Here is a 25,238-nt window from a genome sequence, read left to right as displayed (position 1 = left end):
GGCGTTCTTGTTCTTGCGGACGCGAGGGATGCAACGCGCGATCAGCGCTGGTCCATCCCGCGGTAGTCGCGCGTCGCCGAACCGGTATAGATCTGGCGCGGGCGGCCGATCTTGTTTTCCGGATCGTTCTGCTGTTCCAGCCAGTGCGAGACCCAGCCGGCGGTGCGGGCGATGGCGAACATCACCGTGAACATCTCGGTCGGGATACCCAGCGCCTTGTAGATGATGCCGGAATAGAAGTCGACGTTCGGGTAGAGCTTGCGCTGGATGAAGTACTCGTCCTTCAGCGCCGCTTCTTCCAGGCGCAGCGCGACTTCCAGCAACGGATCGTTGATGTGGAGCGCGCCGAGGACTTCGTGGGTCATCTTGCGCACCAGCGCCGCGCGCGGGTCGTAGTTCTTGTAGACGCGGTGGCCGAAGCCCATCAGGCGGAAGCCGGATTCCTTGTCCTTGGCCTTTTCCACGGCGGAACCGACGTTCTCCGGCCTGCCGATCTCGGCCAGCATTTTCAGCACGGCCTCGTTCGCACCGCCGTGCGCCGGGCCCCACAGCGCGGCGACGCCGGCGGCGACGCTCACGTACGGATTGGCGCCGGTGGAACCGACCAGGCGAACGGTCGAAGTCGAGGCATTCTGCTCGTGGTCGGCGTGCAGGATGAACAGCAGGTCCATCGCCTTGGCGGCGACCGGATCGAGTTCCAGCGGCTCGCTCGGCACTTCCTTCATCATGTGCAGGAAGCGCGTGGTGTATTCGAGGTTGTTGCGCGGGTAGCGGATCGGCCAGCCGATCGAGTAGCGGTAACACGCTGCGGCAATGGTCGGGACCTTCGCGATCAGGCGGATCGCTGCCAGGCGGCGATGCTCCGGATCCTCGATGTCGAGGTCGTTGTGATAGAAGCTCGCCAGCGATCCGAGCATGCCCGTGAGCATCGCCATCGGATGCGCGTCGTGGCGGAAGCCATACAGGAACGTGCGGAAGGCCTCGTGCATCATCGTGTGATGCGTGACTTCGTGCTCGAACTTCGCGAACTCGTCCTGGGTCGGGAGTTCGCCGTTCATGAGCAGGTAGGCGACTTCGAGGAAGTTCGACTTCTCGGCGAGCTGCTCGATCGGGTAACCGCGATACAGCAGCACGCCTGCATCACCATCGATGTAGGTGATGGCCGAACGGCAACTGGCCGTAGCGGTGAAACCGTTGTCGTAGGTGAAGCAGCCGGTTTCCTTGGGCAGCTTGCCGATGTCGATGCAGGGGGCACCCAGGGTCGGGTGGTGTACCGGCAGGGTGACGCTCTTGTCGCCCGCGGTCAGGGTGACCTGATCGAGGCCGGACTTGGAGGACTCGGACACGCAACGCTCCTGTATCTGCACGCCGCAGGGATCGCCGCGGCGGTTGGAGGGAAACTAACTCTGTAGTCGTTCGCGGCCTGGCCGCGACGGCGAATTATCGCACAAGCATTCGGTGCCGCAGGGTGGTACCAAAGTCGCATGTCCCGTGCGGAATAGAGCCGATGCTCAAGAAACCAGGGCGGCTCGCGCAGGCCGTGAATGCGGGGGCGGTCCCGCGATGGCGCCAACAATTCCCTACGCCCTCATCGTGACCATCCAACCGACCGGAAACGCAAAAAGCCCGCCATGGAAAGGCGGGCTTCTTGTGCGTCAGGTGGCGGCGCGTGCGCCGGACCACGTGTACTCGCGCTCAGCGCGCGAGCGTCGACATCACTTCGTCGACATCACTTCTGCGCGTAACGCTTGCGGAACTTGTCGACGCGACCGCTGATATCCATGATCTTGTGCTTGCCCGTGTAGAACGGGTGCGAAGCCGACGTGATATCCAGCTTGATCAGCGGGTACTCGTTGCCGTCTTCCCACTTGATCGTTTCCTTGCTGCCAAGGGTCGAGCGGGTCAGGAATGCGAAATCCGTGGTCACATCCTGGAAAATGACTTCACGGTATTCGGGATGGATGCCGGTCTTCATGACAACGCGCCAATAGCTTCGGGAAAGCTGGGCAGTATAGCGGCCCGTTGCGGTCCGTGGCAAGCCCGGACTGCGGCGAGTCAACCGGCGGCCAGGGCTGCCTCGACCAGTGCCTCGAACCGCGGCTGGTCGTAGCGCAGCAGGATGCGGACGTTGTCCGCCTGCCCGCTTTCGCGGCGCCAGTCGACGATGCTGGCCCCGCGGGCATGCCGGCCTTCGGTTTCCACGGCCAGCGGTCGTTCGGCGGTTTCCAGCGCCCCTTCCGGCGCCAGGGCAAAGGCCATGGCCAGCCCATCGGCGGAAAACCAGCGGTTGCCGCGGCGTTCGCCGGACCAGGCCCGGGTCTTCCGTGAAATCGCCTCGTAGAAGCGCGCGCGCGGTGACTCGGCGCCCAGCCAGCGATCGACATCCGTATCCAGCAGGCCGTGTGCCATGGTCGCCTCCCAGTCGCCCAGGTCGATGTGCGGGAATGCGCTGAAGACGATGTGCGCCGCTTCGGGGTCGAAGGCGATGTTGAATTCGGCCGCCGGAGTGATGTTGCCGTGCGCGGTGACGGCACCACCCATGACCACGCAGCGCGCGACGCGCGACGGCAGGCTCGGGTCGAGCTTCAGTGCCAGTGCCAGGTTCGTCAGCGGTCCCAGCGCTACCAGCAGCAGGCGCCCGGCGTATTCGTGCGACAGGCGCAGGATGGCCAACGCGGCGTGTTCGTTGCCGGGTTGGCGCTGCGCCGGCGCGTAGCCGATATCGCCGAAGCCGTCGCGGCCATGCACGTAGGCCGCGTCGCGCGCCGGATGCAGCAGCGGCGCCGCGCAACCGGCGTACACCGGCACGTCGCTGCCGGCGACTTCGCACAGCTTCAGTGCGTTGGCGACGGTGTGCTGCAGGCCGACATTGCCGGCCGCGATGGTGAGGCCCACGACCTCGTGGCCGGGGGCGTTGAGGGCCATGAGGATGGCGAGGGCGTCGTCGACGCCCGGATCGGTGTCGATCAGCAGAGGGATGCGGGTCATGCCGCCATTATGACCAAGGCCTGCCGTCAGGCGGACGCATAGCGCGCCGCGCCACCGACCCAGCGGGCGATGATGCGCTCGGCGATGTCGGGCGCCTCGGCGAGCAGCTGTGCGCCGACCTGCTGCACCAGCGGCAGCAGGTCGGCATCGCGGGCCAGGTCGGCGACACGGAAGCCGGCCAGGCCGGTCTGGCGGGTGCCCAGCAGTTCGCCGGGGCCGCGCAGTTCCAGGTCTTTTTCCGCGATCACGAATCCGTCGTGCGTCTGCCGCATGGTCTCCAGTCGCTGCTTCGCCAGCTGCGACAGCGGCGACTGGTACAGGAGCACGCAGCTGGAAGCCGCGCTGCCCCGCCCCACGCGTCCGCGCAACTGGTGCAGCTGGGCCAGCCCCAGTCGCTCCGCGTTCTCGATGATCATCAGCGAGGCGTTGGGAACGTCGACGCCAACCTCGATCACGGTGGTGGCGACGAGCAGGTCGATCGCACCCTCCTTGAAGGCGCGCATCGTGGATTGCTTGTCGCTGGCCTTCATGCGGCCGTGCACGAGCCCGACCCGCAGTTTCGACAACTGCTTCGACAGATCCTCGAAGGTACTTTGCGCGGCCTGCGCGACCACCTCGTCGCTGTCGTCGATCAAGGTGCAGACCCAGTACGCCTGCCGCCCCTCCGCGCAGGCCGTGCGGATGCGTTCGACCAGTTCGGGGCGACGCTCGGCATTCAGGGCGACGGTCTGCACGGGCGTGCGTCCCGGCGGCAGTTCATCGATGGCAGAGACATCCAGGTCCGCATAGGCAGCCATCGCCAGCGTGCGGGGAATCGGGGTCGCCGTCATCACCAGTTGATGCGGGACGATGCTGTCGCCATTGAACCGCTCATCCTGAGCTTGTCGAAGGACCGTGCCCTTGTCGCGCAGCGCGAGGCGCTGGTGCACGCCGAAGCGATGCTGTTCGTCGACGATGGCCAGTGCGAGGTCGCGGAAGGCGACACCTTCCTGCATCAGTGCATGGGTGCCGACCACGACCTGCGCGTCGCCGGAAGCGACTTCCTCCAACACCTTGCTGCGCGCCTTGCCCGTGACCTTGCCTGCGAGCCATGCCACCCGCACGCCCAGGGGTTCCAGCCAGCCACGCAGGTTGTTGAGATGCTGCTCGGCCAGCAACTCGGTCGGCGCCATCAAGGCGGCCTGCTTGCCGACTTCCACTGCCTGCATCGCGGCCAGCGCAGCCACCACGGTCTTGCCGCTGCCGACATCGCCCTGTACCAGCCGCAGCATGGGCGAGGGTTTGCCGAGGTCCGCCTGGATCTCCTCGAAGACGCGCTGCTGCGCACCGGTGAGTTCGAAGGGCAGGGACTTGCGCAACTTGCCGGCCAGCGTCGCGCGGCGCAGCGCGGGCGCCGCATGCGCCTGCTGCGCCAGGCGCTGGCGGCGCAGGCTCAGGTGATGGGCGAGGAGTTCCTCCAGTGCCAGGCGCCGTTGCGCCGGATGGCGGCCGGCGAGCAGTGCGGCGATGTCCTCTCCGGCCTGCGGGCGATGCACGGTGAGCAGGGCCTGGCGCAGCGATGGCAGTTCCAGCGACTCGCGCAGTGCGCGCGGCAGCAACTCCAGCGCTTCGTCCTGCGGCAGGCGGTCGAGCGCCAGGCCAATCAGCTTGCGCAGCGACGCCGGGCCGACGCCCTCGATCGCGGGATACACCGGATCCAGCGCGCTGCCGAGTTCGACTTCGGCAGCGTCGTCGAGCATGCGGTAGCTGGGATGGACGATTTCCAGGCCGTGTTGCCCGGCGCGTGGCGTCCCGTAACAGCGGATGCGCGCGCCAGGAACAAATTGCGCGACCTGGGCGGCGCGGAAATGGAAGAAGCGCAGCACCAGCGTGGCATGCGAGTCATCACTGAGGGCTACCCGCAGCATGGGCCGATAGCGGAAACCGCGTTCGACAGCATCGACGCGGCCTTCGACCTGCGCCGCGACACCCGCCTGCAACGCGCGGATCGGCGTCAGCGATGTACGGTCCTCGTACTGCCGTGGCAGGTGCAGCCAGAGGTCGTGCACGGTGAGCAGGCCGCGCGCGGCGAGCTTCTCCGCCACGCGCGGGCCTACCCCGTGCAGGCTGCTGATCGGTGGCGACTGGAATGCGACGGTAGGCCCGCCCTTGGGGGTCTGCATCGCCACAGCCTGCCGGGATCGCGCGCAAAAAAAAACCCCGGCACGAATGCCGGGGGTGGAGAGCCTCCACACACACATGCGGTCAGAATTTCGCGCTGATCTCCATTCCATAGGTGCGCGGCGCGGTGACGCGCGCACCGACGGTGCCGAGCACGGTGGCCCCATAGGTACCCAGCGAGTTGACGTACTGGTTGTCGAGCAGGTTGTTGCCGTACACCGCCCAGCCCCAATGTCCGTTCGGCGACGTCCAGCCGATGCGCGCATCCAGGATTTCCTGCGACTCGCCGATGTCGATGGCGCCGAACTGGCCGCAGCTGAGCTGGTTCACCGACTCGTCGTTGCTGCGGCAGGAACCGATGTAGGAATAACGCAAGGCCGGACGCAGGTCGCCGTGCCCGTCCAGGTGCCAGACGTAGTTGGCGCCGGCGGACAGCGACCACTCCGGCGCGCCGGTCGTCTGGCCGTCCAGATCGATGCCCTGCGGGTTGGTGTAGTTCTTGTAGGTCGCGTCCAGGTACTCGGCGTTGAAGTCGAGGCCGAGCCCTTCGGTGGCCTGCCAGCGCGCATCGAAATCCACGCCCCAGGCCTCCTGGTCGGAGGTGTCGACGATGAAGCGCGGGATCTGCGTCGACATGTCCAGCGTCACGGCCTGGCGGTTGTCGTAGACGTAATAGAAGGCGGAGGCGTTGTAGGCCAGGCGGTGCTCGGGGAACGACTGCTTGATGCCGGCCTCGAAATTCCACACGTCCTCGTTCTCGAACTCGCTGCCGATCTGCAGCGCGTTGAAACCGCCGGCCTTGTAGCCCTTGGCCAGCGAGGCGAAGCCCATCAGGTCGTCATTGAAGTGGTAGTCGACGACGAAGCGCGGGCTGAAGTCGTCCCAGGACTTCTCCGCGCGGTTGAGCACGCCCTTGTTCAACAGCGCCGGCGGATCGATGAAGGCGACGTCGAAGATGAAAGCCTCCTTGGGAATGCCAATTGCATCGAAGAACCCGACCGCATCGAGCAGATCGAGCTGCGCGTCCAGTTCCGGGGCGCTGCGCAGGTCGTTGAACCAGGTGAAGTCCTTCTCGTCGCGGGTGTAGCGCAGGCCGGCAGTCAGGTTGAGCTTGTCGTTGACGTGCCAGATCACGTCGCCGAAGGCGGCGTAGGCCTTGGTGTCGAGCGAGTTGACGAACTTCTCGTTCCACGGCAGCCCGTGCAGGTTTACCGGGATGCCGAAAGAGTTGGCGAGGTCGCTGATCGGGCCGAACAGTCCGCCCGGAGGTGCAAGACCGAGGTTCTGCGCCAGCGTATCGACCGAATCGGTCAACACGTTGACTTCGCTGGTCTGGTCGGCCTCTTCCTGGAAGTAGCTCGCGCCGGCGATCCAGTCGAGGCGATCGGTGCTGCCGCTGAACTTGAACTCCTGGTAGAAGTTCTCGTTGCTCTCGGTATTGGTGGAATCGACGTAGAGATAGCTGAGGTTGGTGCCGTCTTCCTCGACGCGGTTCATCGAGTCGTACTGGTGCCAGGCCGTGGTCGAGGTCAGGCTGCCCCATTCGAAGCTGTGGTCGACGGTCAAGGTCACGCCGTCGAACTCGCGGGTCTCGCCATTCGCGGCGTCGGACGCGGTCGGCACCTTCAACGGATCGAGGAACGCGGTCTCGTCGACCGGCGCGGTGGGCAGCGCGGGCAGCGCCGGTATCAGCACGACACCGGTGGTCGCCTGGCCCTGCTGGTCGAGGCTCTCGTGGTCCCAGCTGATCCAGGCGCGGGTGTTGTCGCCGAAGCGGGTCTGGAACGCGGCGCGGGTCGCCCAGTTGTTTTCCGGGTTCAGGTCCTTGCCGCTGACCGAGTCCTGCAGCCAGCCATCGCTGTGATTGAAGATGCCGTTGAAGCGGAACGCGGAATCGTCGCTTACCGCGACGTTGGCCATGCCCTCGAAGTAGGTCTTGTTGTCGTTGCCCAGGCGCAGCTTGCCTGCAGCCGCGGTCTCGTTACCGGGACGGTTGGTGATGATCGAGATCGCACCGGCCGCGGTGTTGCGGCCGAACAGCGTGCCCTGCGGACCCTTGAGCACCTCGATGCGCTGCACGTCGGTGAACGGCAGCAGCACGCCGCCGCCGCGACCGGCATAGACGCCGTCGACGTACACGCCCACGGCCGGATCGGTGCCGATGCCGAAGTCGTCGGTGCTGATGCCGCGCAGCTCGAAGCTCGGCTGCGTCGGCTGCTGGCTGTTGACCTTCAGGCCCGGCACGAAGCTGTCGATGTCGCCCAGGTCCTCGGCGGCGACATCGTCAAGCAGCTGCTCGGTCACCACCTGCAACGCGATCGGCACATCCTGCAGTTCCTGCTCGCGGCTCTGCGCGGTGACCGTGATGGCGTCCAGGTCGGTCGCCTTCTGCGCGGCCGTATCGGCCTTCGATGCCGGAGCATCCTGCGCGAAGGCCTGCGGCATCGCCGCCAGCGAAACACAACCGAACAGGGCATAGGCAAGCGAAACCGCTAGCCGGTTCTTGCGTGGCGACATCGGAATACTCTCCCCAGATATTTCCGTTGATGAAGCGTGATTGGATGGGCGTGCTGTCACCGGCGATGCCGTGCGCCACCCGCCATGTCCTCGTTTGCTATCGCGTGGCGACGGCAGTGCTGCTGCAACTACCCAGCCAGGCCGTGATCCAGTCGCGGACCAGGGCCACCCCCTCCTCGTGCACCGTAGCGCGACCGACCTCCGGCATCATCGCGCCGGGATCGAGGCTGCTCATGCGGTAGACCAGGATCGAGTCATCGGGCCGGCCCGGCACGATGTCGAAGGTGTGGTCGCCCGTCCCCTGCCCGGCTGCCACCGGCGGCTTGCATTCGCCCAGGCGGATCGGATCGTTCGTCGATGCGTCGAGCCAGAGGCCGGAGGTGTCGGCGGGTCCCTTCGGGCTGTGGCAGTGGCCGCAATTGACGTCGAGGTAGGCACGGGCGCGTGCGTCCAGCGTCGCGCCGGCATCGTCGAGCCGCGCATTGCGCGGAATGCCGGTCGCCGGCAGGCCTTCGAGCCGCCCGAGCGCCGCCATGCGTGCCAGCTGGTTCGTGCCGGGGTGCCAGGGATCGTCGCGGTTGAGGTGGCGGGCCCGCGGACCGATCGGATTGATCGCATGCGAACTGTTGTCGGTGGCATGGCAACCCGCGCACTGGTTTTCGTCGGGAACCAGATAGCCGATCTGCTTCACGCCCTCGCCGACGGGAGCGTCGGCCTTGCGCAGCTCGAGCGGGACGATCTCGCCGGCGCGCGCCAGCATGGCTTCGGTCTGTCCGGCATTCCAGACATACGCCAGCGCCACCCAGCCCTGCTCGCGCCGCACCAGCAGGCGCGTCTCGATCATGCGCATCTTCGCCAGGTCCAGGCCGTCGCGGCTTTCGCCGGGCCGTTCGGCGATACGCAGCACCGCGTTGTCGCTGCCCGCCGCGCGCGGGTAGTAGAAGGTCTTGCTGATGATGGTACCGACCGGAAACTCGAAGGCATCGGTGGCGTGGTACTTCGCCCTGGTGCCGGGCGGCAGCCAGATCGTGCGCAGCTTGTGGGCATAGTCGCTGAACAACGCCGTGTTGAGCGCATAGGGCTCGACGCCGTCATTCAGGCGCAGACGCTTGCCATCCGCGATCACCACGTGCCAGTCGCTGAGTTTTTCAGGACGACCCTGGGCGTGGAAGGTCACGCCCGCATCGCCGCTCCGGTTGCACGCACTGCAGGCCAGCAGCGACACCAGCGCCGCCAGGAGGAATCGCCACCACATCATGACTTGGACGCTGCCTTGGCGGCCGGCGGCGCGCCTGCCTGCGTCGCACCGGGCAGCACGATCGCCGGCAACGCCGGCAACGTGCAGCGCACGGCATCTCCGACGAGGCCGGGGTTCTTGTACTTGTGCGGACCATCGGCATTGAGCACGCCGGACGCGCCTTCGACGCAGATCTGCGGGCCCTGGGCGCGCTGGGCGTTGACGTAGCCATCCCACAGCACGTCCGGCAGGCTCCCGCCCAGGCCGAACAGCGCGACCTTCAGCGTCTTGAGGTCGAGGCCGTCGGGGGAATCACCGCCGCCCTTGAAACGGTTGCCGTGCACGTAGACCTCTTCCGGATAAGGATCGTAGTCCTTGGAAATGCCGTATTTGTTCATGTAGCCGGTGGACCAGTAGCTGGAGATGATCACGTTCGCGGTCTTGTTGCCGCCGATGTCGTTATCGAAGATCTCCACCTTGTCGGCGGAATTGAGCACCACGCCGGAGCCGGCCGGCACGCTCGCCACCGCCGCGCCCTTGCGCGCGAAGTTGTCGGTGTTGTTGTCGAACACCCGGTTCTTGAACACGCGCGTGCTGTGGCCACGCCGCGGCAGGTTGGGCATGTCGAAGACGAGGATGCCGCCGGTGTTCTGCGTGGCGACGTTGTCGTGGACGTCCGCGTTCTTGCTGTTCTCGATCTCGATGCCGGCAACGTTGCGTTCCACGCGATTGCGGCGAACGACGATCGTGTCCGACTGGCCGACATACAGGCCGGCGTCGGAGGCGCCGATCACCACGCAGTCCTCGATCAGCACGTTCTTCGTCTGCACCGGATACAGGCCATAGGCACCGTTGTCCGTATGCGGGCCGCGCGTCCATTCCACGCGCACGCCACGGATGACGATGTTCTCGCCTTCGTTGACCTTGAGGCCATCGCCCTTGGTGTCTTCGATCGCGAGGTTCTCGATCGTGAAATTGCCGGCGTTGACCAGCAGCCCCTCGGCGCCGCTCTTTTGTCCCTTGAAGGTCAACACCGTCTTGTCCATGCCGGCGCCGTGGATGGTCACGCCGTCCGCACGCAGGTTGAGGCTCCGGTCGAAGGCGAAGGTGCCGGCGGGAATCTCGATCACGTCGCCCGGCTTGGCGTCCAGCAGGCGCTCGATAAGTACCTTCTGGTAGTCGCTGTCGACGGCCACGGGCGCCGGCCCCTGCCGCTCGCAACCCACCAGCACCGCCGCCATGGCCACGCCCAACACGATCCGCTTCATCCGTAACGCCCCCCGCGCCTGATTTCCACGAGTCTGTGGTGCGTCGCGGCCCGCGTGGAGGGCAGGCGCGGCATACTGTGGGGGGCAAAACGGACAAGGTAAGTCTCGACATGCAGGAACCGCACAGCCTCGACACCGGGGACCCGCGCCTCAACGTCGCCAACATCAAGAGCACGATCGTGGCCGGGCTGGTGGCGCTGGCCCACGAACAGGGGGTTGCGAGCGAGCCTTGGTTCGCCGGCCTGCGCCTGGGCCCGGCCCAGTTCACGCTGGAGGCGCTGCCCTACTTGTCGTACCGGCAGGCGGCGCTGGTGATCAGGCGCGCCCTGCGCAGCCTGCCCGGGCGCGGCCACGGGTTGGTGCTGGGGGGAAGACAGGACATCGGCAGCTTCGGTCTGCTCGGCCTGGCGATGCTCACCGCGCCCGATTTCGCCCGGGCATTGGGGCTGGCCATCCACTACGCCCCGATCACCGGATCGATGGTCGAGCTGGAACTGGAAGAGGACCGCGACGGCGTTGCCGTCATCGCGCGCATGCGCGACGGCAGCGATCGAAGCGGCGAACTGGAACCGTTCCTGTGCGAGGAACTGTTCGTCAGCTCGTTGTGGCTTTGCCGTGGCCTGCTCGGCCCGGAATTCCGGCCGCATCGGGTCGAATTCGCCTATCCGGCACCGGGCTATGCCGACGAGTACACCGATGCGTTCGAGTGCAAGGTCCAGTTCGGCCGTGAGCGCAATCGCGTTGTGATCGATCGCGCCTGGCTGGCCCGGATGATGCCTGCGCACAACCCGGTGAGCGCACGGCAGGTGCTGGCGTTGTGTGACGCGCAACTGTCCAGCAACCGCGACAGCAGCGAGATCGTCGCGGTGGTGGAGCGCCTGCTGCAGGCGCGCGTCGCCGACAACCCGCGTCTCGTCGACATCGCCGCAGAGTTGCACATGACCGAACGCACCCTGCGCCGCCAGCTGCAGGCGGCGCAGACCAGCTTCACCTCGATCCATGACCGCGTGCGCAACGACTCCGCGCGGCGCCTGCTGGCCGAATCGCGCCTGAGCATCGCGCAGGTCGGCATGGCGGTCGGCTTCCATGACGCGCGCGAATTCCGCCGTGCCTTCAAGCGCTGGTCGGGGGTGGTACCGCGCAGCCTGCGTGCCTGACGCCGGGCGCGGTGCGCGCCCCGCCGATGCCGCGCGCGGGATCATTCCAGCATGATCAGTCCAGCACCATGATCGCGTCGACTTCGAACTGCACGCCGCGCGGCAACGCGGAAACCTCGACGGTCGAACGCGCGGGAAACGGCGCACTGAAGTACTCGGCCATCACCGCATTGACCTTGCCGAAATCGCTGAGGTTGGTGAGGAACAGCCCCGCCCGCACGATGTTGTCGAGCGAGCCGCCCGCGGCTTCGCAGACGGCCTTGAGGTTCTCGAAGGCACGGCGCGCCTGCGCCTCGACGTCGCCCTCGATGACCAGGCCGGTGTTGGGATCGAGCGGAATCTGACCGGACAGGTAGACGGTGGAACCCACGCGCACGGCCTGCGAGTACGGGCCGATGGCGGCGGGGGCGCGGTCGGTGTGGATGATGTCGCGGGGCATGGGATTCTCCGGTCGAAAGCTGCGCGCAGCTTACCGGACCACCCCTCAGATCCGCTGCACGGCCAGTACCACCTTGAGCCGGCGCACGCGCCGCATCACTTCCGCCACGTGCTTGCGGTCACGCACCTCGATCTGGAAGCGGATCGCCGAGACGTTGGTGTCGCGCTCGATGTATTCGAGGCGGTCGATGTTCGATTCGGCTTCAGCAATCGCTGCGGCCACCTGGGCCAGCGCGCCGGGCCGGTTGTCGAGTTCGATGCGCATCGCGGTGGGGAAATCGCCGCTGACTTCGCGGTCCCAGCCGATCGTGACCCAACGATCGGGCGACTTGCGGTACTCGGCGACATTGGGGCAGTCGAGCCGGTGCACGACGATGCCCTTGCCGGTGGTGTGGTACCCCATGATCTCGTCGCCGGGGATCGGCAGGCAGCACTGGGCGAAGCTGATGACGCCGCGTTCGGCGCCGGTGATGAGGATCTTGTCCTCGCTGCGCGGCATCGGCTGAGGGACGACGCGGCGCTTGGTCTTGGCCGTGGCCTCCCGCGTCAGCGCCTGCGCGACGTGCTGCGGCATGCGGTTGCCCAGCGCGATGTCCGCCAGCAGCGATTCCAGGCGCGGATAGCGGTGTTCGGCGAGGAAGGAGTCCACGCGCTGCGCCGGCACCCGCTCGAGCGAGGTCGCCAGCGCTTCCAGCGCACGGTCGAGCATGCGGTGGCCGAGCTGCACGGCGTCCTCGTGTTCCAGCTGCTTGAGCTGCTGGCGGATCGAGGTGCGCGCCTTGCCCGAGACCACGAACTCCAGCCACTGCGGCTTCGGCGCGGACGACTTGGCGGTGATGATCTCCACGCGCTGGCCGCTGGCGAGCTTGCTGCGCAGCGGCACCAGCTTGCCGTCGACGCGCGCGGCCACGGCGTGGTTGCCGACATCGGTGTGCACGGCGTAGGCGAAGTCGAGCGTGGTGGCGTTGCGCGGCAACGACAGGATGTCGCCCTTGGGCGTGAACAGGTAGACCTCGTCCGGGAACAGGTCGACCTTGACGTTCTCGAGGAACTCCAGCGACGAGCCGGTGGCGCGCTGCGATTCGACCAGGCTGGTGATCCAGCCCTGCGCGCGGCTCTGCGCGCTGGATGGCATGTCGCGGCCGCCGTGCTTGTACGACCAGTGCGCGGCGATGCCGCGCTCGGCGATCAGGTCCATGTCCTCGGTGCGGATCTGCACCTCGATGGGCGAACCGTATGGACCAAACAACACCGTGTGCAGCGACTGGTAGCCGTTGGCCTTCGGGATGGCGATGAAGTCGCGGAAGCGCGCATCGAGCGGTTTGTAAGCCGCATGCACCACGCCCAGCGCGTGGTAGCAATCGGCAACGGTGCCCACCACGATGCGGAAGCCGAACACATCCATCACCTGGGTGAAGTTCTTGTGCTCCGCGCGCATCTTGCCGTAGATGCTCCAGGGCGACTTCACCCGGCTGATCAGGCGGTGCTGCAGTTTTTCCTTCGCCAGCTTCTGCGCCAGTTGCGCCTCGATCTGCACCATCGACTCGCGCCGCATCACCGGCTGGGTGCGGATGCGCTTCTCCAGCACCGCGTGGCGCCAGGGATGCAGCGCGCGGAAGCCCAGGTCCTGCAGCTCCGCCTTGATCAGGTTCATGCCCAGTCGCTGGGCGATCGGGGCGAAGATCTCCAGCGTCTCCGCGGCGATGCGGCGACGCGCCTCCACGCTCTGCGCGCCGAGCGTGCGCATGTTGTGCAGGCGGTCGGCGAGCTTGATCAGGATCACCCGCAGGTCGCGCGACATCGCCAGCAGCATCTTGCGGAAACTTTCCGCATTGGCTTCCTGGCGATCGCGGAACTGCAGCTTGTCCAGCTTGGTGACGCCGTCGACCAGTTCGGTGACGGTGGCGCCGAATTCGGTGGTGATCGCTTCCGGCGTGAGCGGCGTGTCCTCCAGGGTGTCGTGGAGGATGGCGGCGACCAGCGTCTCGATATCCAGGCCCTGGTCGGCCAGCACCTTGGCGACCGCGACCGGGTGGGTGATGTAGGGCTCGCCCGATTTGCGCGTCTGCCCCGCGTGCGCGGCGGCGCCGATACTCCATGCCCGCCGCAGCTGTTCACGCTGCGACTTCGGCAGGTATTGGGCGGCCTGCTCCAGTTCGCGGACGTAATCGGGCAGCTCCGCCTCTTCGGAAGCGGGTGTGGCCGGGTCCAGCACGGGCGAAAGGGGACTCATGACCCGAATCTAAGGGCGCACTGGTTGTGGCGCAACGGATTCCACCTGAACCGATGGGGTGGACAACGCGCCGGCAAAAACAAACGACCCCGCCGGAGCGGGGTCGTGCTGTAACAAAAGCGGAGACCGTGCCCGCTGGGCTCAGTCGTCGCCCTTGGACATGTCGTCGTCTGCGACCACTTCGGCAGCGGCCCATTCCAGCGCCTCGCGCTCCTTGCGCTCGCGCTCGGACTTCTCGACGGCGTCGATGTAGCCGGTGTCGATGCGGCGTGCGGCGATTTCACGCAGCGCCAGCACGGTCGGCTTGTCCTGGGCCTCGCTGTTGTCGATCAGCGGCTCGACGCCGTTGGCCAGCTGGCGCGCGCGCTTGGCGGCCATCATGACGAGTTCGAAGCGGTTATCGACCACTTCCAGGCAATCTTCTACGGTGATGCGGGCCATGGGACTCCCGGGCGGCCGGTCGGGCCGTCCATCAGGCTTTGAGGGGGCGTGGATTGTAGGGTGCCCGCCGCGGCAAAAGCAAGCCAAGCCTTATGAATCAGCCAGTTAGGCTGGATTTGGCTCAATCTGGGGGTGTACCTGTACTTGCAGGGGCGGATTGTTCACTAGATTCAGCCGCGCGCGCGGCATTCACCCTGGTCGGCCGCCACTCGGTACGGCAGGCGGCCCTACTCGTCCGCCAACAGTTGCGTGATCAGGCGCGAATGGCGGGCCACCTGGGCCTCGCGGCGCAGCCGGCTGGCGGTGAAGATCGCGCACATCTCGTCGACGGCGGTATTGAAGTGTTCGTTGACGATGACGTAGTCGAACTCGGTGTAGTGCGACAACTCCTCGCGCGCGGCGTCGAGCCGCTGCCGGATCACCTCGTCGCTGTCCTGGGCGCGGACACGCATGCGGTGCTCCAGCGCCTGGCGCGAGGGCGGCAGGATGAACACGCTGACGGCATCCGGGACCTTGCTGCGCACCTGGCGCGCGCCCTGCCAGTCGATTTCCAGCAGCACATCCTTGCCCGAGGCCAGCTGCGGCTCCACCGACTGCCGCGCCGTGCCCTTCCAGTCGCCGTGGACGAGGGCGTGCTCGAAGAAGTCACCGTCCGCCACCATCGACTCGAACTCGGCCGCGCTGACGAAGTGGTAATGCTCGGCGTGGCGTTCGCCCGGTCGCGGCTGGCGCGAGGTGAACGAAATCGACAGGCGGATGTTCGGATCGCGCGCCAGCACTGCATTCACGATGCTGGATTTGCCGGCACCGGAAGGCGCCGCGACGATGTAGAGGGTTCCGCGCATGGTCGGTTGGCGTGCTCGTAATCGGTTATTCGATGTTCTGGATCTGCTCGCGCACCTGGTCGATCAGCACCTTCAGCTCCACCGCCGCGGCGGAGCTGCGCGCATCGACCGACTTGGAGCCGAGCGTATTGGCTTCGCGGTTGAATTCCTGCAGCAGGAAGTCGAGCCGGCGACCGACCGCCTCCTTCAGCTTGAGCACGCGCCGCGCTTCGCTTACGTGCGCATCGAGGCGGTCGAGCTCTTCCTCGACGTCGAGCTTCTGCAGCCACAGCACCAGTTCCTGCTCGAGCCGGCCCGGGTCCAGCGGCTGCGGCAGGTCGGCCAGGCGCGCCTCCATCTTCAGCCGCTGGCCGGTGCGGATCGCCGGCATCAGTGCGCGTACTTCACCGGCGATGCGGGCGATGCCGTCGACGCGTTCGCCGATCACCGCCGCGAGCTTGCCGCCTTCGCGTTCGCGCGAGGCGACGAATTCGCCCAGGACCTCGTCGAGCAGGGCCAGCGCCTGTTCCTGCAGCGCCGCCGTATCCGTCGCCGCCGCCTGCAGCACGCCGGGGAACTGCAGCAGTTGGGTGAACTCGGTGTGCAGGCCGGGGAAGCGCGCGGACATGTCGATCGCCAGCTCGCTCAACTCGCGCAGGCGGGTGGGATCCAGTTGCAGGCCATTGCCGCCCTCCGGCGCACGCAGGCGCAGGGTCAGGTCGAGCTTGCCGCGCGTGATGCGGGTGGCGACGCGTTCACGCAACACGGGCTCCAGCGACCGCAGCTCGTCGTGCAGGCGCACGCCGACCTCGAGGAAGCGATGGTTGACCGAGCGCAGTTCGCAGCCGAGCGTGCCCCAGGGCGTGGCGCGTTCGCCACTGGCGAAGGCGGTCATGCTGCGGATCATGCGGTGCTCCGGCCGGTTGCGGGCGCGCAGTATGCCACTGCGGGGGTGCAAAGCCGGGAGTGCAAAGCCGGGAGTGCAAAGCCGGGGGTCGCGCGGCAGGGCCGGGCCGGCCGGCACCCCTCACTGCTAGACTGCATGCAATGAATACCTCCCCCCTCCGTCCCAGCGGCCGCGTCGCCGACCAGCTGCGCGACGTGCGCATCGAGCGTGGCTACACGCGCCACGCCGAGGGCTCGGTCCTGGTCAGCTTCGGCGACACGCRCGTGCTCTGCACCGCCAGCGTCGACGACCGCGTGCCCGCCTTCCTGCGCGGTAAGGGCGAAGGCTGGATCACCGCCGAGTACGGCATGCTCCCGCGCTCCACCAACACCCGCAACGACCGCGAGGCCGCGCGCGGCAAGCAGGGCGGGCGCACGCTGGAGATCCAGCGCCTGATCGGCCGCGCTCTGCGCGCCTGCGTCGACCGCAAGGCGCTGGGCGAACGCACCATCACCCTCGACTGCGACGTGCTGCAGGCCGACGGCGGCACCCGCACCGCGGCGATCACCGGCGCCTATGTCGCGCTGGTCGACGCCGTACGCTGGATGCAGGCGAAGCGGATGATCGCGACGAATCCGGTCGTGGGCGCGGTCGCCGCGGTCTCGGTCGGTGTGTATCGGGGCGTGCCGGTCCTGGACCTCGACTATGCCGAGGACAGCGCCTGCGACACCGACATGAACGTGGTGATGAACGACGGCGGCGGCTTCATCGAGCTGCAGGGCACTGCCGAGGGCCACGCGTTCCGCCGCGACGAACTCGATGCCCTGCTCGGCCTGGCCGAGGCCGGGATCGCCGCCCTGATCGCGAAACAGCGCGAGGCGCTGGCCGCCTGACCCAAGCCACGGCGTTGACCCGGAAGGCACGAATCGCCGGGCCCGCGCCTCGAAGACTGCGATGTAACCCGCAGCGGAGGACGCCATGTCCTGCCGCCGTAGAAGGACTCCCCCAATGAAGCAACATCTCGCCAACATCGCGCTGCTCGTCGGCGACTACGACGAAGCCGTGGCCTGGTACACCCAGGTGCTCGGCTTCACCCTGCTGCAGGACAACGATCTGGGCGACGGCAAGCGCTGGGTCCGCATTGCGCCCCCGGGGGCCACCGACGGCACCGCCCTGCTGCTCGCGCAGGCCGTCACCGAGGCGCAGCGCACCCGCGTCGGCGACCAGGTCGGCGGACGCGTCGGCTTCTTCCTGCATACCGACGACTTCGCCCGCGACCATGCGGCCATGTGCGAACGCGGCGTGCGTTTCGCCGAGGAGCCGCGCCAAGAGCCCTACGGCACGGTCGCCGTGTTCGTCGACCTGTACGGCAACCGCTGGGACCTGGTCGAACTGCACGCATGAGCCCGGTGAAATTCGTCGTCGCCAGCAGCAACGCCGGCAAGCTCGCGGAATTCCGCGACCTGCTCGGCGCCGCCGGCTACGCATTCGTTACCCAGGGCGAACTCGGCGTGGAAGACGCCGAGGAAACCGGCCTGACGTTCGTCGAAAACGCATTGCTGAAGGCGCGCCACGCAGCGCGGGCCACCGGACTGCCGGCGCTGGCCGATGATTCCGGCCTGTGCGTGGATGCGCTCGGCGGCGCCCCCGGTTTGTATTCGGCGCGCTATGCCGGCGTGCACGGCAATGCGCAAGCCAACATCGCCAAGCTGCTGGCGGCGATGAAGGACGTGCCAGCGGCGCAGCGCACCGCGCATTTCCATGCCGTGATCGTGCTGCTGCGCCACGCCGACGATCCGCAACCGGTCATCGCGGAAGGCCGGTGGTCGGGACTGATCCTGGAAGCCCCGCGCGGCGACGGCGGCTTCGGTTACGACCCGGTGTTCCTCGACCCCGAGAACAACCTGTCCGCGGCCGAATTCGAGCCCGCGATCAAGAACCGCCTCAGCCACCGTGGCCGCGCGCTGGCGGCGTTGCGGCAGAAGCTGGCGGATACCTGGCTGTAACCATGTTYGCGGTGATCTGGGAATTCGAGGTGCGTGCCGGATGCGAAGCCGCGTTCGCCGCGTTGTACGGCAACGAAGGCGAATGGGTCGCGCTGTTCCGCGAATACTCGGGCTTTGTCGACACCGAACTGCTGCGCGACGTGCGTCCCGCCGATGCGGATTCCACGCGCTGGGTGACCATCGACCGATGGTCGTCGCAGGACGCCTACGACGCCTTCCTCACCGCCGCGCAATCCCGCTACGCGCACATTGATGCCCGCGGCGACGCACTCACCCTCGCCGAGCGCCGCATCGGCGCATACACCACACCATGAACGGACATTCCCCCGCTCCGATCTCCGGCGCACTGCCCTCGGGCGCTGACCAGCGGTCCTCGAGCGCGCCGCTTCACCCGCCGCCGCTCTCGCTCTACGTGCATTTGCCCTGGTGCGTGCGCAAATGCCCCTACTGCGACTTCAACTCGCACGAGGGGCGTGGCGCGCTGCCGTTCGCCGCCTACATCGATGCGTTGCTGGCCGACCTCGACCATGACCTGCCGCTGGTGTGGGGCCGCACCGTGCAGACGGTGTTCTTCGGTGGCGGCACGCCCAGCCTGTTTCCGCCGGAACACATCGAGCGCTTCCTGCAGGGCGCCAGCAGCCGCCTGCGTTTCGCGCCCGGCTGCGAGATCACCCTGGAGACCAATCCCGGCACCGCCGAGCACGGCCGCTTCGAGCTCTACCGCGCTGCCGGCGTCAACCGATTGAGCTTCGGCATCCAGAGCTTCGACGATGGCTGCCTGCAGCGCCTTGGCCGCATCCACGACAGCCACGAGGCGGATGCGGCGGTGAAGTTGGCGCAGGACGCCGGCTTCGACAACGTCAACCTCGACCTCATGTACGCGCTGCCGCAGCAGACGCTGGCGATGGCCGAATACGACCTGGAGCGCGCCTTCGCCCTGCAGCCGGCCCACATCAGCCACTACCAGCTGACGCTGGAGCCCAACACGATGTTCGCGGCGAAGCCGCCGCAAGGCATCCCCGACGACGATGCCAGCTGGGACATGCAGGAGCATTGCCAGGCCCTGCTCGCAGCGCGCGGCTACGCGCAGTACGAGGTCAGTGCATATGCCCGGCCGGGGCGCCAGAGCGCGCACAACCTGAACTACTGGCGCTACGGCGACTACCTCGGCATCGGCGCGGGGGCACACGGCAAGATCACCCAGGGGCACGATGCCAGCATCCTGCGCCGCTGGAAGGTCAAGCATCCGGCAACGTACCTGGCGGGCGCCGGCAAAGCCGACGCCATCGGCGGCGACGACCGTATCGACCCCGAGCGCCGGCCGTTCGAATTCATGCTCAATGCGCTGCGCCTGGTCGACGGCTTCGAGCTGGACCTGTTCAGCCTGCGCACCGGGCTGGCGCAGGACGCCATCGCCGCGCCGCTGCAGCGGGCCCTCGACTACGGCTGGCTGGAAATCGAAGGCGACCACGTCCGCCCCACCGAAGCCGGTCGCCGCTTCAACAACGACCTGGTCTCGTTGTTCCTCTGAGCGCCCGACAGGGGCCTCCGGACCCGGCGGCCCGGATTTTGCATCACTGCCTGCGATAGCCGCTGGCAGCGAGGCCTCCCACGTGATTAAGATCGGCGTCAGATCGCCTCACCCAATCGGGCGACTCGGGAAGGATGCATGTCGGTGACATTCGAACACTCAGCCCTGCACCCCACCCTGGCCTCCGCGCAGCTGCCGCGCCGGGTGCGCCGCGCCCTCGAACAGGTCTACGCGATCGCCGCCGACGAGATGGCACGCGCCCTGGAGCGGATGCTGGCCGAATTCGAGCAGCAGCAGTTCCGCCTGGCCGACCAGGCCGCCAATCCCGGCCTGCAGCAGGCTTACTTCGACACCCTGCGACTGGTGCGGCAGAACCGCGCCGACCTGATTCCCGAATTCCTCAGCGGCCTCGAAGCCGCGCTGGCCGGCATCCGCAACCCGGCACCCGCGCCGAGCAAGACCATCAGCCACGTGCACTTTGGTGACCTGCGCCTGGTCGAGGACCACGAGCTCGACGAAGTGAGCGTGTTGCGCGCCATCGCCTCGCGGCACGAATCGCGCACCAGCCTGCCATTGCACCTGCTGGGTCAGCGCTTTGGCGTGCTCGCCGGCGCCCCCGCCTTCGACGCCGATCGCCTGCCGGTCGGTCCCCGGCAACTGGGCAGCATTCTCGCCCAGGCCAGCCGCGTCCTCCAGATCGAGCTGCAGCCGCGCCTGGATCTGTTCCGCTGCTTCGAGCATTACGGGCTCCATGGTTACGTCCAGCTGGTGGAGACCATGAACGCCACGCTGGCGCGCGAAGGCATCCTGTCCAATCTCGCCTACGTGCCGCTCCGTGCGCGACCGGCAGTGCAGTCCGAACTCACCGGCGATGCCGTGCGGGAACGCCGCGAACAGGCCGCCCGGCAGCGCAACGCATCCGGTGGCGATCGTCCCTACACCGGCTGGTTCGGCGGCGACAACGACGAACAGGACGACCCCGAGAGCTTCACGCTGCTGCAGGAAATGCTGTCCTCGCGCCGCGACCTGCTCAACAAGCTCGTTCCCGGCAGCGCTTCCGCGCCGCCGTCGCGGACCCAGCTCAGCACCGAGGACGTCATGCAAGCGCTCGCGCGCATGCAGGGCAGCGTGCGCGAGCCGCCGTCCGGCGACGCCGCGCCGCGCCCTCCCCGCAGCGTCCAGGAAGTGCGCCAGGCGTTGCTCGCGCAGAGCCGGCAGACACGAGGGCAGGCGGCCGCGCTGTCGCGCGAGGACAACGACGCCTTCGAATTGCTCGCGATCCTCATGACGGAGATCCAGCGCGAGCTGCGCCAGGACGCGCCCGGCAACCGCCTGGTGCACAAGCTGGTGGTGCCGCTGCTGCGACTGGTGCTCAAGGACCGCGGCTTCTTCGTCCAGCAGAGCCATCCGGCGCGGCAACTGCTCAACGCCGTTGCCGAATCCGGCGCCAGCTGGGCCGCCGAGGACGAAGTCGACCCGCAACTGGGTGAACAGCTCAGCCACGCGGTCGACGACGTCGTCGCCCATTACGAAGGCGATGCCACCGTCTTCGACGCCGCCAACCAACGCATACAACAGCACCTGCAGACGATGGCGCGCCGCGCCGAAGTCGCCGAGCGCCGCCACGTCGACGCGGCGCGCGGCAAGGAGAAGCTGGAACTCGCCAAGCGCCGCGCCGCCGAGGTCATCGCCGACGCGTCGCGGGACCACACGCTGCCACGCTTCGTGCAGACCCTGCTCGCCAATTCCTGGACGGATGTGTTGACGCTGGTGCAACTGCGCAGCGGCGACGAGTCGGAGGAATGGCAGCAGCAGGTCGACGCCACGACGGCGATTGTCCGGGCCACCTCCCTCAACCATCCGGAGTCGCCGCCACCGGCCCTGGCCGCGCAGATCGAACATGCGCTCATGCTCGTCGGCTACCACAGCAGCGAGGCCGGCGACATCGCCCGCCGCCTCACCGCCCACGTCGTCGACGACGAAAACGATCCGGCCTCGCGCACCGAACTCGCGTTGCGGCTCAAGGCCCGCGGTCGCCTGGGCCAGGAAGCCGCGCCCGAAAAGCCCGTGGTGGTGCCGCGCAACCAACGCGAACAGGCCGCCTATGACGTGCTGCGTTCGCTTCCGTTCGGCACCTGGTTCGAATTCGTCACCAACCAGCAGGGCGACGTCATCCGCCGGCGCCTGTCCTGGTTCAGCCCCATGACCGACCACGCGCTGTTCGTAAACCAGCGCGGCCAGCGCGTCGGCGAACAGTCGCTCGACAGCCTCGCACGCGCGGTTGCCAGCGGGCAGGCGCGCATAGTCACGGTCGAGCACAGCAGCCTGGTCGATCGCGCCTGGCACAGCGCGCTGAGCGTGCTGCGTGGCTTTATGGGCGGCAAGGGTGTCGTGGCACAGCCAGGAGAACCGCAGGCATGAAGGAATTCCGCCGCAGCCGTCGACGCCAGGTGGGCGAAGCCACCCAGGTGACCGACAGCATGACCGAGTTGGTGATCGGCCACATCGGCAACGTCTCGGAAACCGGGATGCTGGTGATGTCGAATGCACCGCTGGTATCCGACGCGCTGTACCAGCTGCGCTTCGCCCTGCCCGATGGCGGTGGCAGGACCGCTTTCGAAGTCGGCGCGCACCTGCTCTGGCACGACCAGGCCAGCGCGCCAGGACAGGCGTGGGTCGGCTTCCGCTTCATCACCATGAGCGACCAGCAGATGCAACAGTTGCGCCGCTGGATCGACGCGCCGGGCAGCCAGTACGCCTGACGGCCGCCTGACGGCCCTGGCCCGCGTGCATGCGGCGTCCTCGGGACGCTGCGTAGAATGCCGGCAACCCCACATGGCCGATCGCGCATGAGTCCGAACCAGAGCACCATCGCTGCGCTCTACTCGCAGCATCTCGACACCCTGCAACAGCGCACCGCGGAAGCCCTGCAACGTGGCGGCTTCGACCATCTGGTCGTGCCCAGCGGCACGTCCCATTACCAGCTCTTCGACGACCGCGACTATCCCTACGCGACCAACCCCCAGTTCAAGCACTGGGTGCCGCTGACGCGCAATCCCGGCAGCTGGCTGGTGGCCACTCCGGGCCGCCGCCCCAAGCTCATCTACCTGCAGCCGTTCGACTACTGGCACGTCGTGCCGGAGGCGCCGCGCGGTTATTGGACCGAGCACTTCGACATCGTCGTGATCCGCACGCCGGACGAGGCCCTGCAGCACCTGCCGGGCAACGCCGCGCGCTGCGCGATTCTCGGCGAGGGCCAGAGCGCGGTCGGTGATTTCGTCCCGAACAATCCGCCGGCCGTGCTGGCCTACCTCGACTACCAGCGCGCGTACAAGACACCGTATGAAGTGGCGATGATGCGCGAAGCCTCGCGTGTCGGCGCCCGCGCGCATCGCGCCGCCGAGCGCGCATTCCGGGCCGGCGCCAGTGAATTCGGCATCCACCTCGTGTATTGCCAGTCCGCGATGCAGGACGCCAACGACCTGCCGTACAACAACATCGTCGCCCTTAACGAGCATGGCGCGGTCCTCCACTACACCGACCGCGACCGCCTGCCGCCGCGCCAGGCCCGCAGCTTCCTGATCGACGCCGGCGCCAGCCACCACGGTTATGCCTGCGACATCACCCGCACCTACGCGCACGACCGCAACGGCGAATTCCAGGCGCTGATCAACGCGGTCGACAATGCGCAGCAGACGATGTGCGCGCACGTCCGGGCCGGCTTCGACTACAAACAGTTGCACCTGGATGCGCACCTGTCCCTCGCCCGCATCCTGCGCGACTTCCGCCTGATCAACGTGGCGCCGGAAGTCGCGGTGGAGACCGGCGTCAGCAGTGCTTTCTTCCCGCATGGCATCGGCCATGGCATCGGCCTGCAGGTACACGATGTCGCCGGCTTCGCCGAAAGCGATCGCGGCGGCACGATTCCCAAGCCCCAGGGCCATCCCTACCTGCGCCTGACGCGCGTGCTCGAAGCGGGCATGGCCGTCACCATCGAACCCGGCCTGTACTTCATCGACATGCTGCTCGAGGAACTGAAGGACAAGGGGCTTGGCCCGAGCGTGAACTGGGACCGCGTTGCCGCGTTCAAGCCCTTCGGCGGCATCCGCATCGAGGACGATGTGGTGTGCACCGATGGCGACCCGCTCAACCTGACCCGCGAACAGTTCGCCGCGGCAGCCTGAAGCTCGCAAACCCGTCCCGACGTTCATCGCGTCGGGCCAAGCAATAAGGCCCCGGTCTGATCGCAGCCAGCTCAGTGGGTGGTGCGCTGGTCTGCGGCCGCATTCGACGCAGGCGCCGCGCGTTCGGCCCGTTCCTGTTCGAGCAGTTGCAGGTAGTCCTCCAGCGTATGCCCCAGCGCCGCGGCCTCGCGCGTCGCCGCGGTTGCCATCGCCGGCGAGTACGTCAGCTTCAATTCCTGCCCGGCCTGCTCCTTCAGCGCGACGACATGCCGCAGCATCGCCAGGGTCATCGCCGCGCTCGGCGTGCGGGCAGCCACCTTGCCACCCAGGACCGTCAGCCACTCGCCATCGCGCCAGCCGGCGCCGCCGATGGTATTGCCGTCGTCGGTCTCCAGCTGCGCATGCGGCTGCAACGCCGCACCGAGGCGGCGGATGGGCCGCTTGGGCTCCTTCTTGATGCGTGCATCGCGCTTGACTTTCGAATTCCGGGACATCTCGCTTCTCGTTGCCACCTGACGTGCGGGGGCGTGCATCCTAAGGCGTCGGCCGGCGCGCGGCGACCGGCACACGACGATCATGCCCCGGCGCCGATCGCCTGACTTGGTCATCGCGCCGGCGCCCGCCCTGGGCGATCATGCGCCCTTTGCACCCGGCGCGCCGTCATGAATCCGCTTTCGATCCTGTTGATCGGCCTGGCCATGTCCACCGACGCTTTCGCCGCCGCCGTCGGCAAGGGCGCGGCGATGACGCGGCCACGCCTGCCCCAGGCCCTGCGTGCAGGCCTGATCTTCGGCGTGGTCGAAGCGATCACGCCGGTGATCGGTTGGCTGCTGGGTACCGCGGCGTCGCGCTTCATCGCTGCCTGGGACCACTGGATCGCCTTCGGGCTGCTCTCCGCGCTGGGACTGCACATGATCTGGCAGGCACTGCATCCCGCGGCCGACGAGCCCGGCGACGAGGGCAATGCCAACGGCAGCGTGATCAGCCTCGCCATCGCCGGCCTGGCCACGAGCATCGATGCAATGGCGGTGGGTGTGGGCCTGGCCTTCGCCGACGTACAGATCGCCGTGGTGGCCGTCGTGATCGGCCTGTGCACCTTCACCATGGTCACCATCGGCATCATGCTCGGCCGTGCCCTGGGCGTGATCATCGGCCGCCGCGCCGAAATCGCGGGCGGCGTGATCCTGATCCTCGTCGGCGCGGCAATCCTGCACGAACACCTCAGCGGTGCGGCGTAACCGCGAATCGGACAGCACGCCCGACGGCGACGCGCGAAGCCCATTCCGGATGGCAGCTGAACAGGCGCCGGGCGCGGCGGAAATTCTCAGAAAGGATTAAGCCCGCGGGCCGCTAACTGCACGCAGCGAC

General features: G+C 67.5%; 23 protein-coding genes. 10 read left to right on the top strand and 13 right to left on the bottom strand.

All coding sequences use genetic code 11. The features are described 5' to 3' along the window. Positions 1-41: 41 nt before the first annotated feature. The 7 genes from ACXJJ9_RS06775 to ACXJJ9_RS06745 all read right to left on the bottom strand — a co-directional run bounded on the left by ACXJJ9_RS06775 (position 42) and on the right by ACXJJ9_RS06745 (position 10,170). On the bottom strand, positions 42-1,346 hold the full coding sequence (locus ACXJJ9_RS06775) for a citrate synthase (RefSeq protein WP_457096443.1): 1,305 nt from the start codon (positions 1,344-1,346) through the stop codon (positions 42-44). Positions 1,347-1,729: 383 nt separating this feature from the next. Continuing rightward, the gene (locus ACXJJ9_RS06770) at positions 1,730-1,975 is read right to left on the bottom strand and encodes a type B 50S ribosomal protein L31 (RefSeq protein ID WP_310054140.1); all 246 of its coding nucleotides are present in this window, start codon (positions 1,973-1,975) and stop codon (positions 1,730-1,732) included. 80 nt (positions 1,976-2,055) lie between these two features. After that, positions 2,056-2,988 (bottom strand): nucleoside hydrolase, encoded by a 933-nt coding sequence (locus tag ACXJJ9_RS06765; RefSeq protein ID WP_457096442.1) that lies wholly within the window; start codon positions 2,986-2,988, stop codon positions 2,056-2,058. Positions 2,989-3,014: 26 nt separating this feature from the next. Beyond that, positions 3,015-5,150 (bottom strand): ATP-dependent DNA helicase RecG, encoded by a 2,136-nt coding sequence (gene recG, locus ACXJJ9_RS06760; protein WP_457096441.1) that lies wholly within the window; start codon positions 5,148-5,150, stop codon positions 3,015-3,017. Between the two features lie 82 nt (positions 5,151-5,232). Continuing rightward, a complete protein-coding gene (locus ACXJJ9_RS06755) occupies positions 5,233-7,665 on the bottom strand; it encodes a TonB-dependent receptor (protein WP_457096440.1) in 2,433 nt (810 codons plus the stop codon). 97 nt (positions 7,666-7,762) lie between these two features. Continuing rightward, entirely contained in the window at positions 7,763-8,923 is a 1,161-nt protein-coding gene (locus tag ACXJJ9_RS06750; protein ID WP_457096439.1) for an SO2930 family diheme c-type cytochrome, read from the bottom strand. Continuing rightward, positions 8,920-10,170 carry a parallel beta-helix domain-containing protein gene (locus tag ACXJJ9_RS06745; protein WP_457096438.1) on the bottom strand — a complete coding sequence of 417 codons (1,251 nt, stop codon included), beginning with the start codon at positions 10,168-10,170 and terminating at the stop codon, positions 8,920-8,922. Before ACXJJ9_RS06745 ends, ACXJJ9_RS06750 begins: the two co-directional genes overlap by 4 nt. 110 nt (positions 10,171-10,280) lie before the next feature. On the opposite strand from ACXJJ9_RS06745, the gene ACXJJ9_RS06740 reads away from it, so the two are divergent. Further along, positions 10,281-11,327 carry an AraC family transcriptional regulator gene (locus ACXJJ9_RS06740; RefSeq protein ID WP_457096437.1) on the top strand — a complete coding sequence of 349 codons (1,047 nt, stop codon included), beginning with the start codon at positions 10,281-10,283 and terminating at the stop codon, positions 11,325-11,327. 55 nt (positions 11,328-11,382) lie between these two features. Here ACXJJ9_RS06740 and ACXJJ9_RS06735 read toward each other — a convergent pair whose 3' ends face one another. The 5 genes from ACXJJ9_RS06735 to ACXJJ9_RS06715 all read right to left on the bottom strand — a co-directional run bounded on the left by ACXJJ9_RS06735 (position 11,383) and on the right by ACXJJ9_RS06715 (position 16,170). Next, positions 11,383-11,766 (bottom strand): RidA family protein, encoded by a 384-nt coding sequence (locus ACXJJ9_RS06735; protein ID WP_457096436.1) that lies wholly within the window; start codon positions 11,764-11,766, stop codon positions 11,383-11,385. A gap of 45 nt (positions 11,767-11,811) precedes the next feature. Then, on the bottom strand, positions 11,812-13,998 hold the full coding sequence (locus tag ACXJJ9_RS06730) for a RelA/SpoT family protein (protein ID WP_457096435.1): 2,187 nt from the start codon (positions 13,996-13,998) through the stop codon (positions 11,812-11,814). A 141-nt stretch (positions 13,999-14,139) separates the two neighbouring features. Next, positions 14,140-14,439, bottom strand: a complete 300-nt coding sequence (gene rpoZ / locus ACXJJ9_RS06725; protein WP_310054152.1) for a DNA-directed RNA polymerase subunit omega — start codon at positions 14,437-14,439, stop codon at positions 14,140-14,142. Between the two features lie 227 nt (positions 14,440-14,666). After that, complete coding sequence (gene gmk / locus ACXJJ9_RS06720; protein ID WP_457096434.1) at positions 14,667-15,284, bottom strand: guanylate kinase; 618 nt, start codon at positions 15,282-15,284, stop codon at positions 14,667-14,669. A 25-nt stretch (positions 15,285-15,309) separates the two neighbouring features. Beyond that, positions 15,310-16,170, bottom strand: a complete 861-nt coding sequence (locus ACXJJ9_RS06715) for a YicC/YloC family endoribonuclease (protein ID WP_457096433.1) — start codon at positions 16,168-16,170, stop codon at positions 15,310-15,312. Between the two features lie 140 nt (positions 16,171-16,310). Here ACXJJ9_RS06715 and rph point away from each other — a divergent pair, with 140 nt between their 5' ends. The 8 genes from rph to pepQ all read left to right on the top strand — a co-directional run bounded on the left by rph (position 16,311) and on the right by pepQ (position 23,870). Continuing rightward, entirely contained in the window at positions 16,311-17,042 is a 732-nt protein-coding gene (gene rph, locus ACXJJ9_RS06710; RefSeq protein WP_457096432.1) for a ribonuclease PH, read from the top strand. A 115-nt stretch (positions 17,043-17,157) separates the two neighbouring features. Next, on the top strand, positions 17,158-17,553 hold the full coding sequence (locus ACXJJ9_RS06705) for a VOC family protein (protein WP_457096431.1): 396 nt from the start codon (positions 17,158-17,160) through the stop codon (positions 17,551-17,553). Further along, positions 17,550-18,155, top strand: a complete 606-nt coding sequence (rdgB, locus tag ACXJJ9_RS06700; protein ID WP_457096430.1) for an RdgB/HAM1 family non-canonical purine NTP pyrophosphatase — start codon at positions 17,550-17,552, stop codon at positions 18,153-18,155. The genes ACXJJ9_RS06705 and rdgB overlap by 4 nt, the downstream gene beginning before the upstream one ends. A gap of 2 nt (positions 18,156-18,157) precedes the next feature. After that, positions 18,158-18,469 (top strand): antibiotic biosynthesis monooxygenase family protein, encoded by a 312-nt coding sequence (locus tag ACXJJ9_RS06695; protein WP_457096429.1) that lies wholly within the window; start codon positions 18,158-18,160, stop codon positions 18,467-18,469. Further along, positions 18,466-19,686 (top strand): radical SAM family heme chaperone HemW, encoded by a 1,221-nt coding sequence (gene hemW, locus ACXJJ9_RS06690; RefSeq protein ID WP_457096428.1) that lies wholly within the window; start codon positions 18,466-18,468, stop codon positions 19,684-19,686. Before ACXJJ9_RS06695 ends, hemW begins: the two co-directional genes overlap by 4 nt. Positions 19,687-19,824: 138 nt before the next feature. Next, positions 19,825-22,107 carry a DUF1631 family protein gene (locus tag ACXJJ9_RS06685; RefSeq protein ID WP_457096427.1) on the top strand — a complete coding sequence of 761 codons (2,283 nt, stop codon included), beginning with the start codon at positions 19,825-19,827 and terminating at the stop codon, positions 22,105-22,107. Further along, positions 22,104-22,448, top strand: a complete 345-nt coding sequence (locus ACXJJ9_RS06680) for a PilZ domain-containing protein (RefSeq protein ID WP_310054164.1) — start codon at positions 22,104-22,106, stop codon at positions 22,446-22,448. The genes ACXJJ9_RS06685 and ACXJJ9_RS06680 overlap by 4 nt, the downstream gene beginning before the upstream one ends. Positions 22,449-22,505: 57 nt before the next feature. After that, positions 22,506-23,870 carry a Xaa-Pro dipeptidase gene (pepQ, locus tag ACXJJ9_RS06675; protein ID WP_457096426.1) on the top strand — a complete coding sequence of 455 codons (1,365 nt, stop codon included), beginning with the start codon at positions 22,506-22,508 and terminating at the stop codon, positions 23,868-23,870. A 71-nt stretch (positions 23,871-23,941) separates the two neighbouring features. On the opposite strand, the gene ACXJJ9_RS06670 is transcribed toward pepQ, so the two are convergent. After that, positions 23,942-24,364, bottom strand: a complete 423-nt coding sequence (locus ACXJJ9_RS06670) for a hypothetical protein (RefSeq protein ID WP_457096425.1) — start codon at positions 24,362-24,364, stop codon at positions 23,942-23,944. A gap of 168 nt (positions 24,365-24,532) precedes the next feature. Between ACXJJ9_RS06670 and ACXJJ9_RS06665 the strand changes: the two genes are divergently transcribed. After that, positions 24,533-25,108 carry a manganese efflux pump MntP gene (locus ACXJJ9_RS06665; protein WP_310054171.1) on the top strand — a complete coding sequence of 192 codons (576 nt, stop codon included), beginning with the start codon at positions 24,533-24,535 and terminating at the stop codon, positions 25,106-25,108. Positions 25,109-25,238 lie beyond the last annotated feature (130 nt).

This window comes from Lysobacter sp. P5_B9 (genome assembly GCF_054049835.1).
This window is presented reverse-complemented; position numbering and strand designations above follow the sequence as displayed.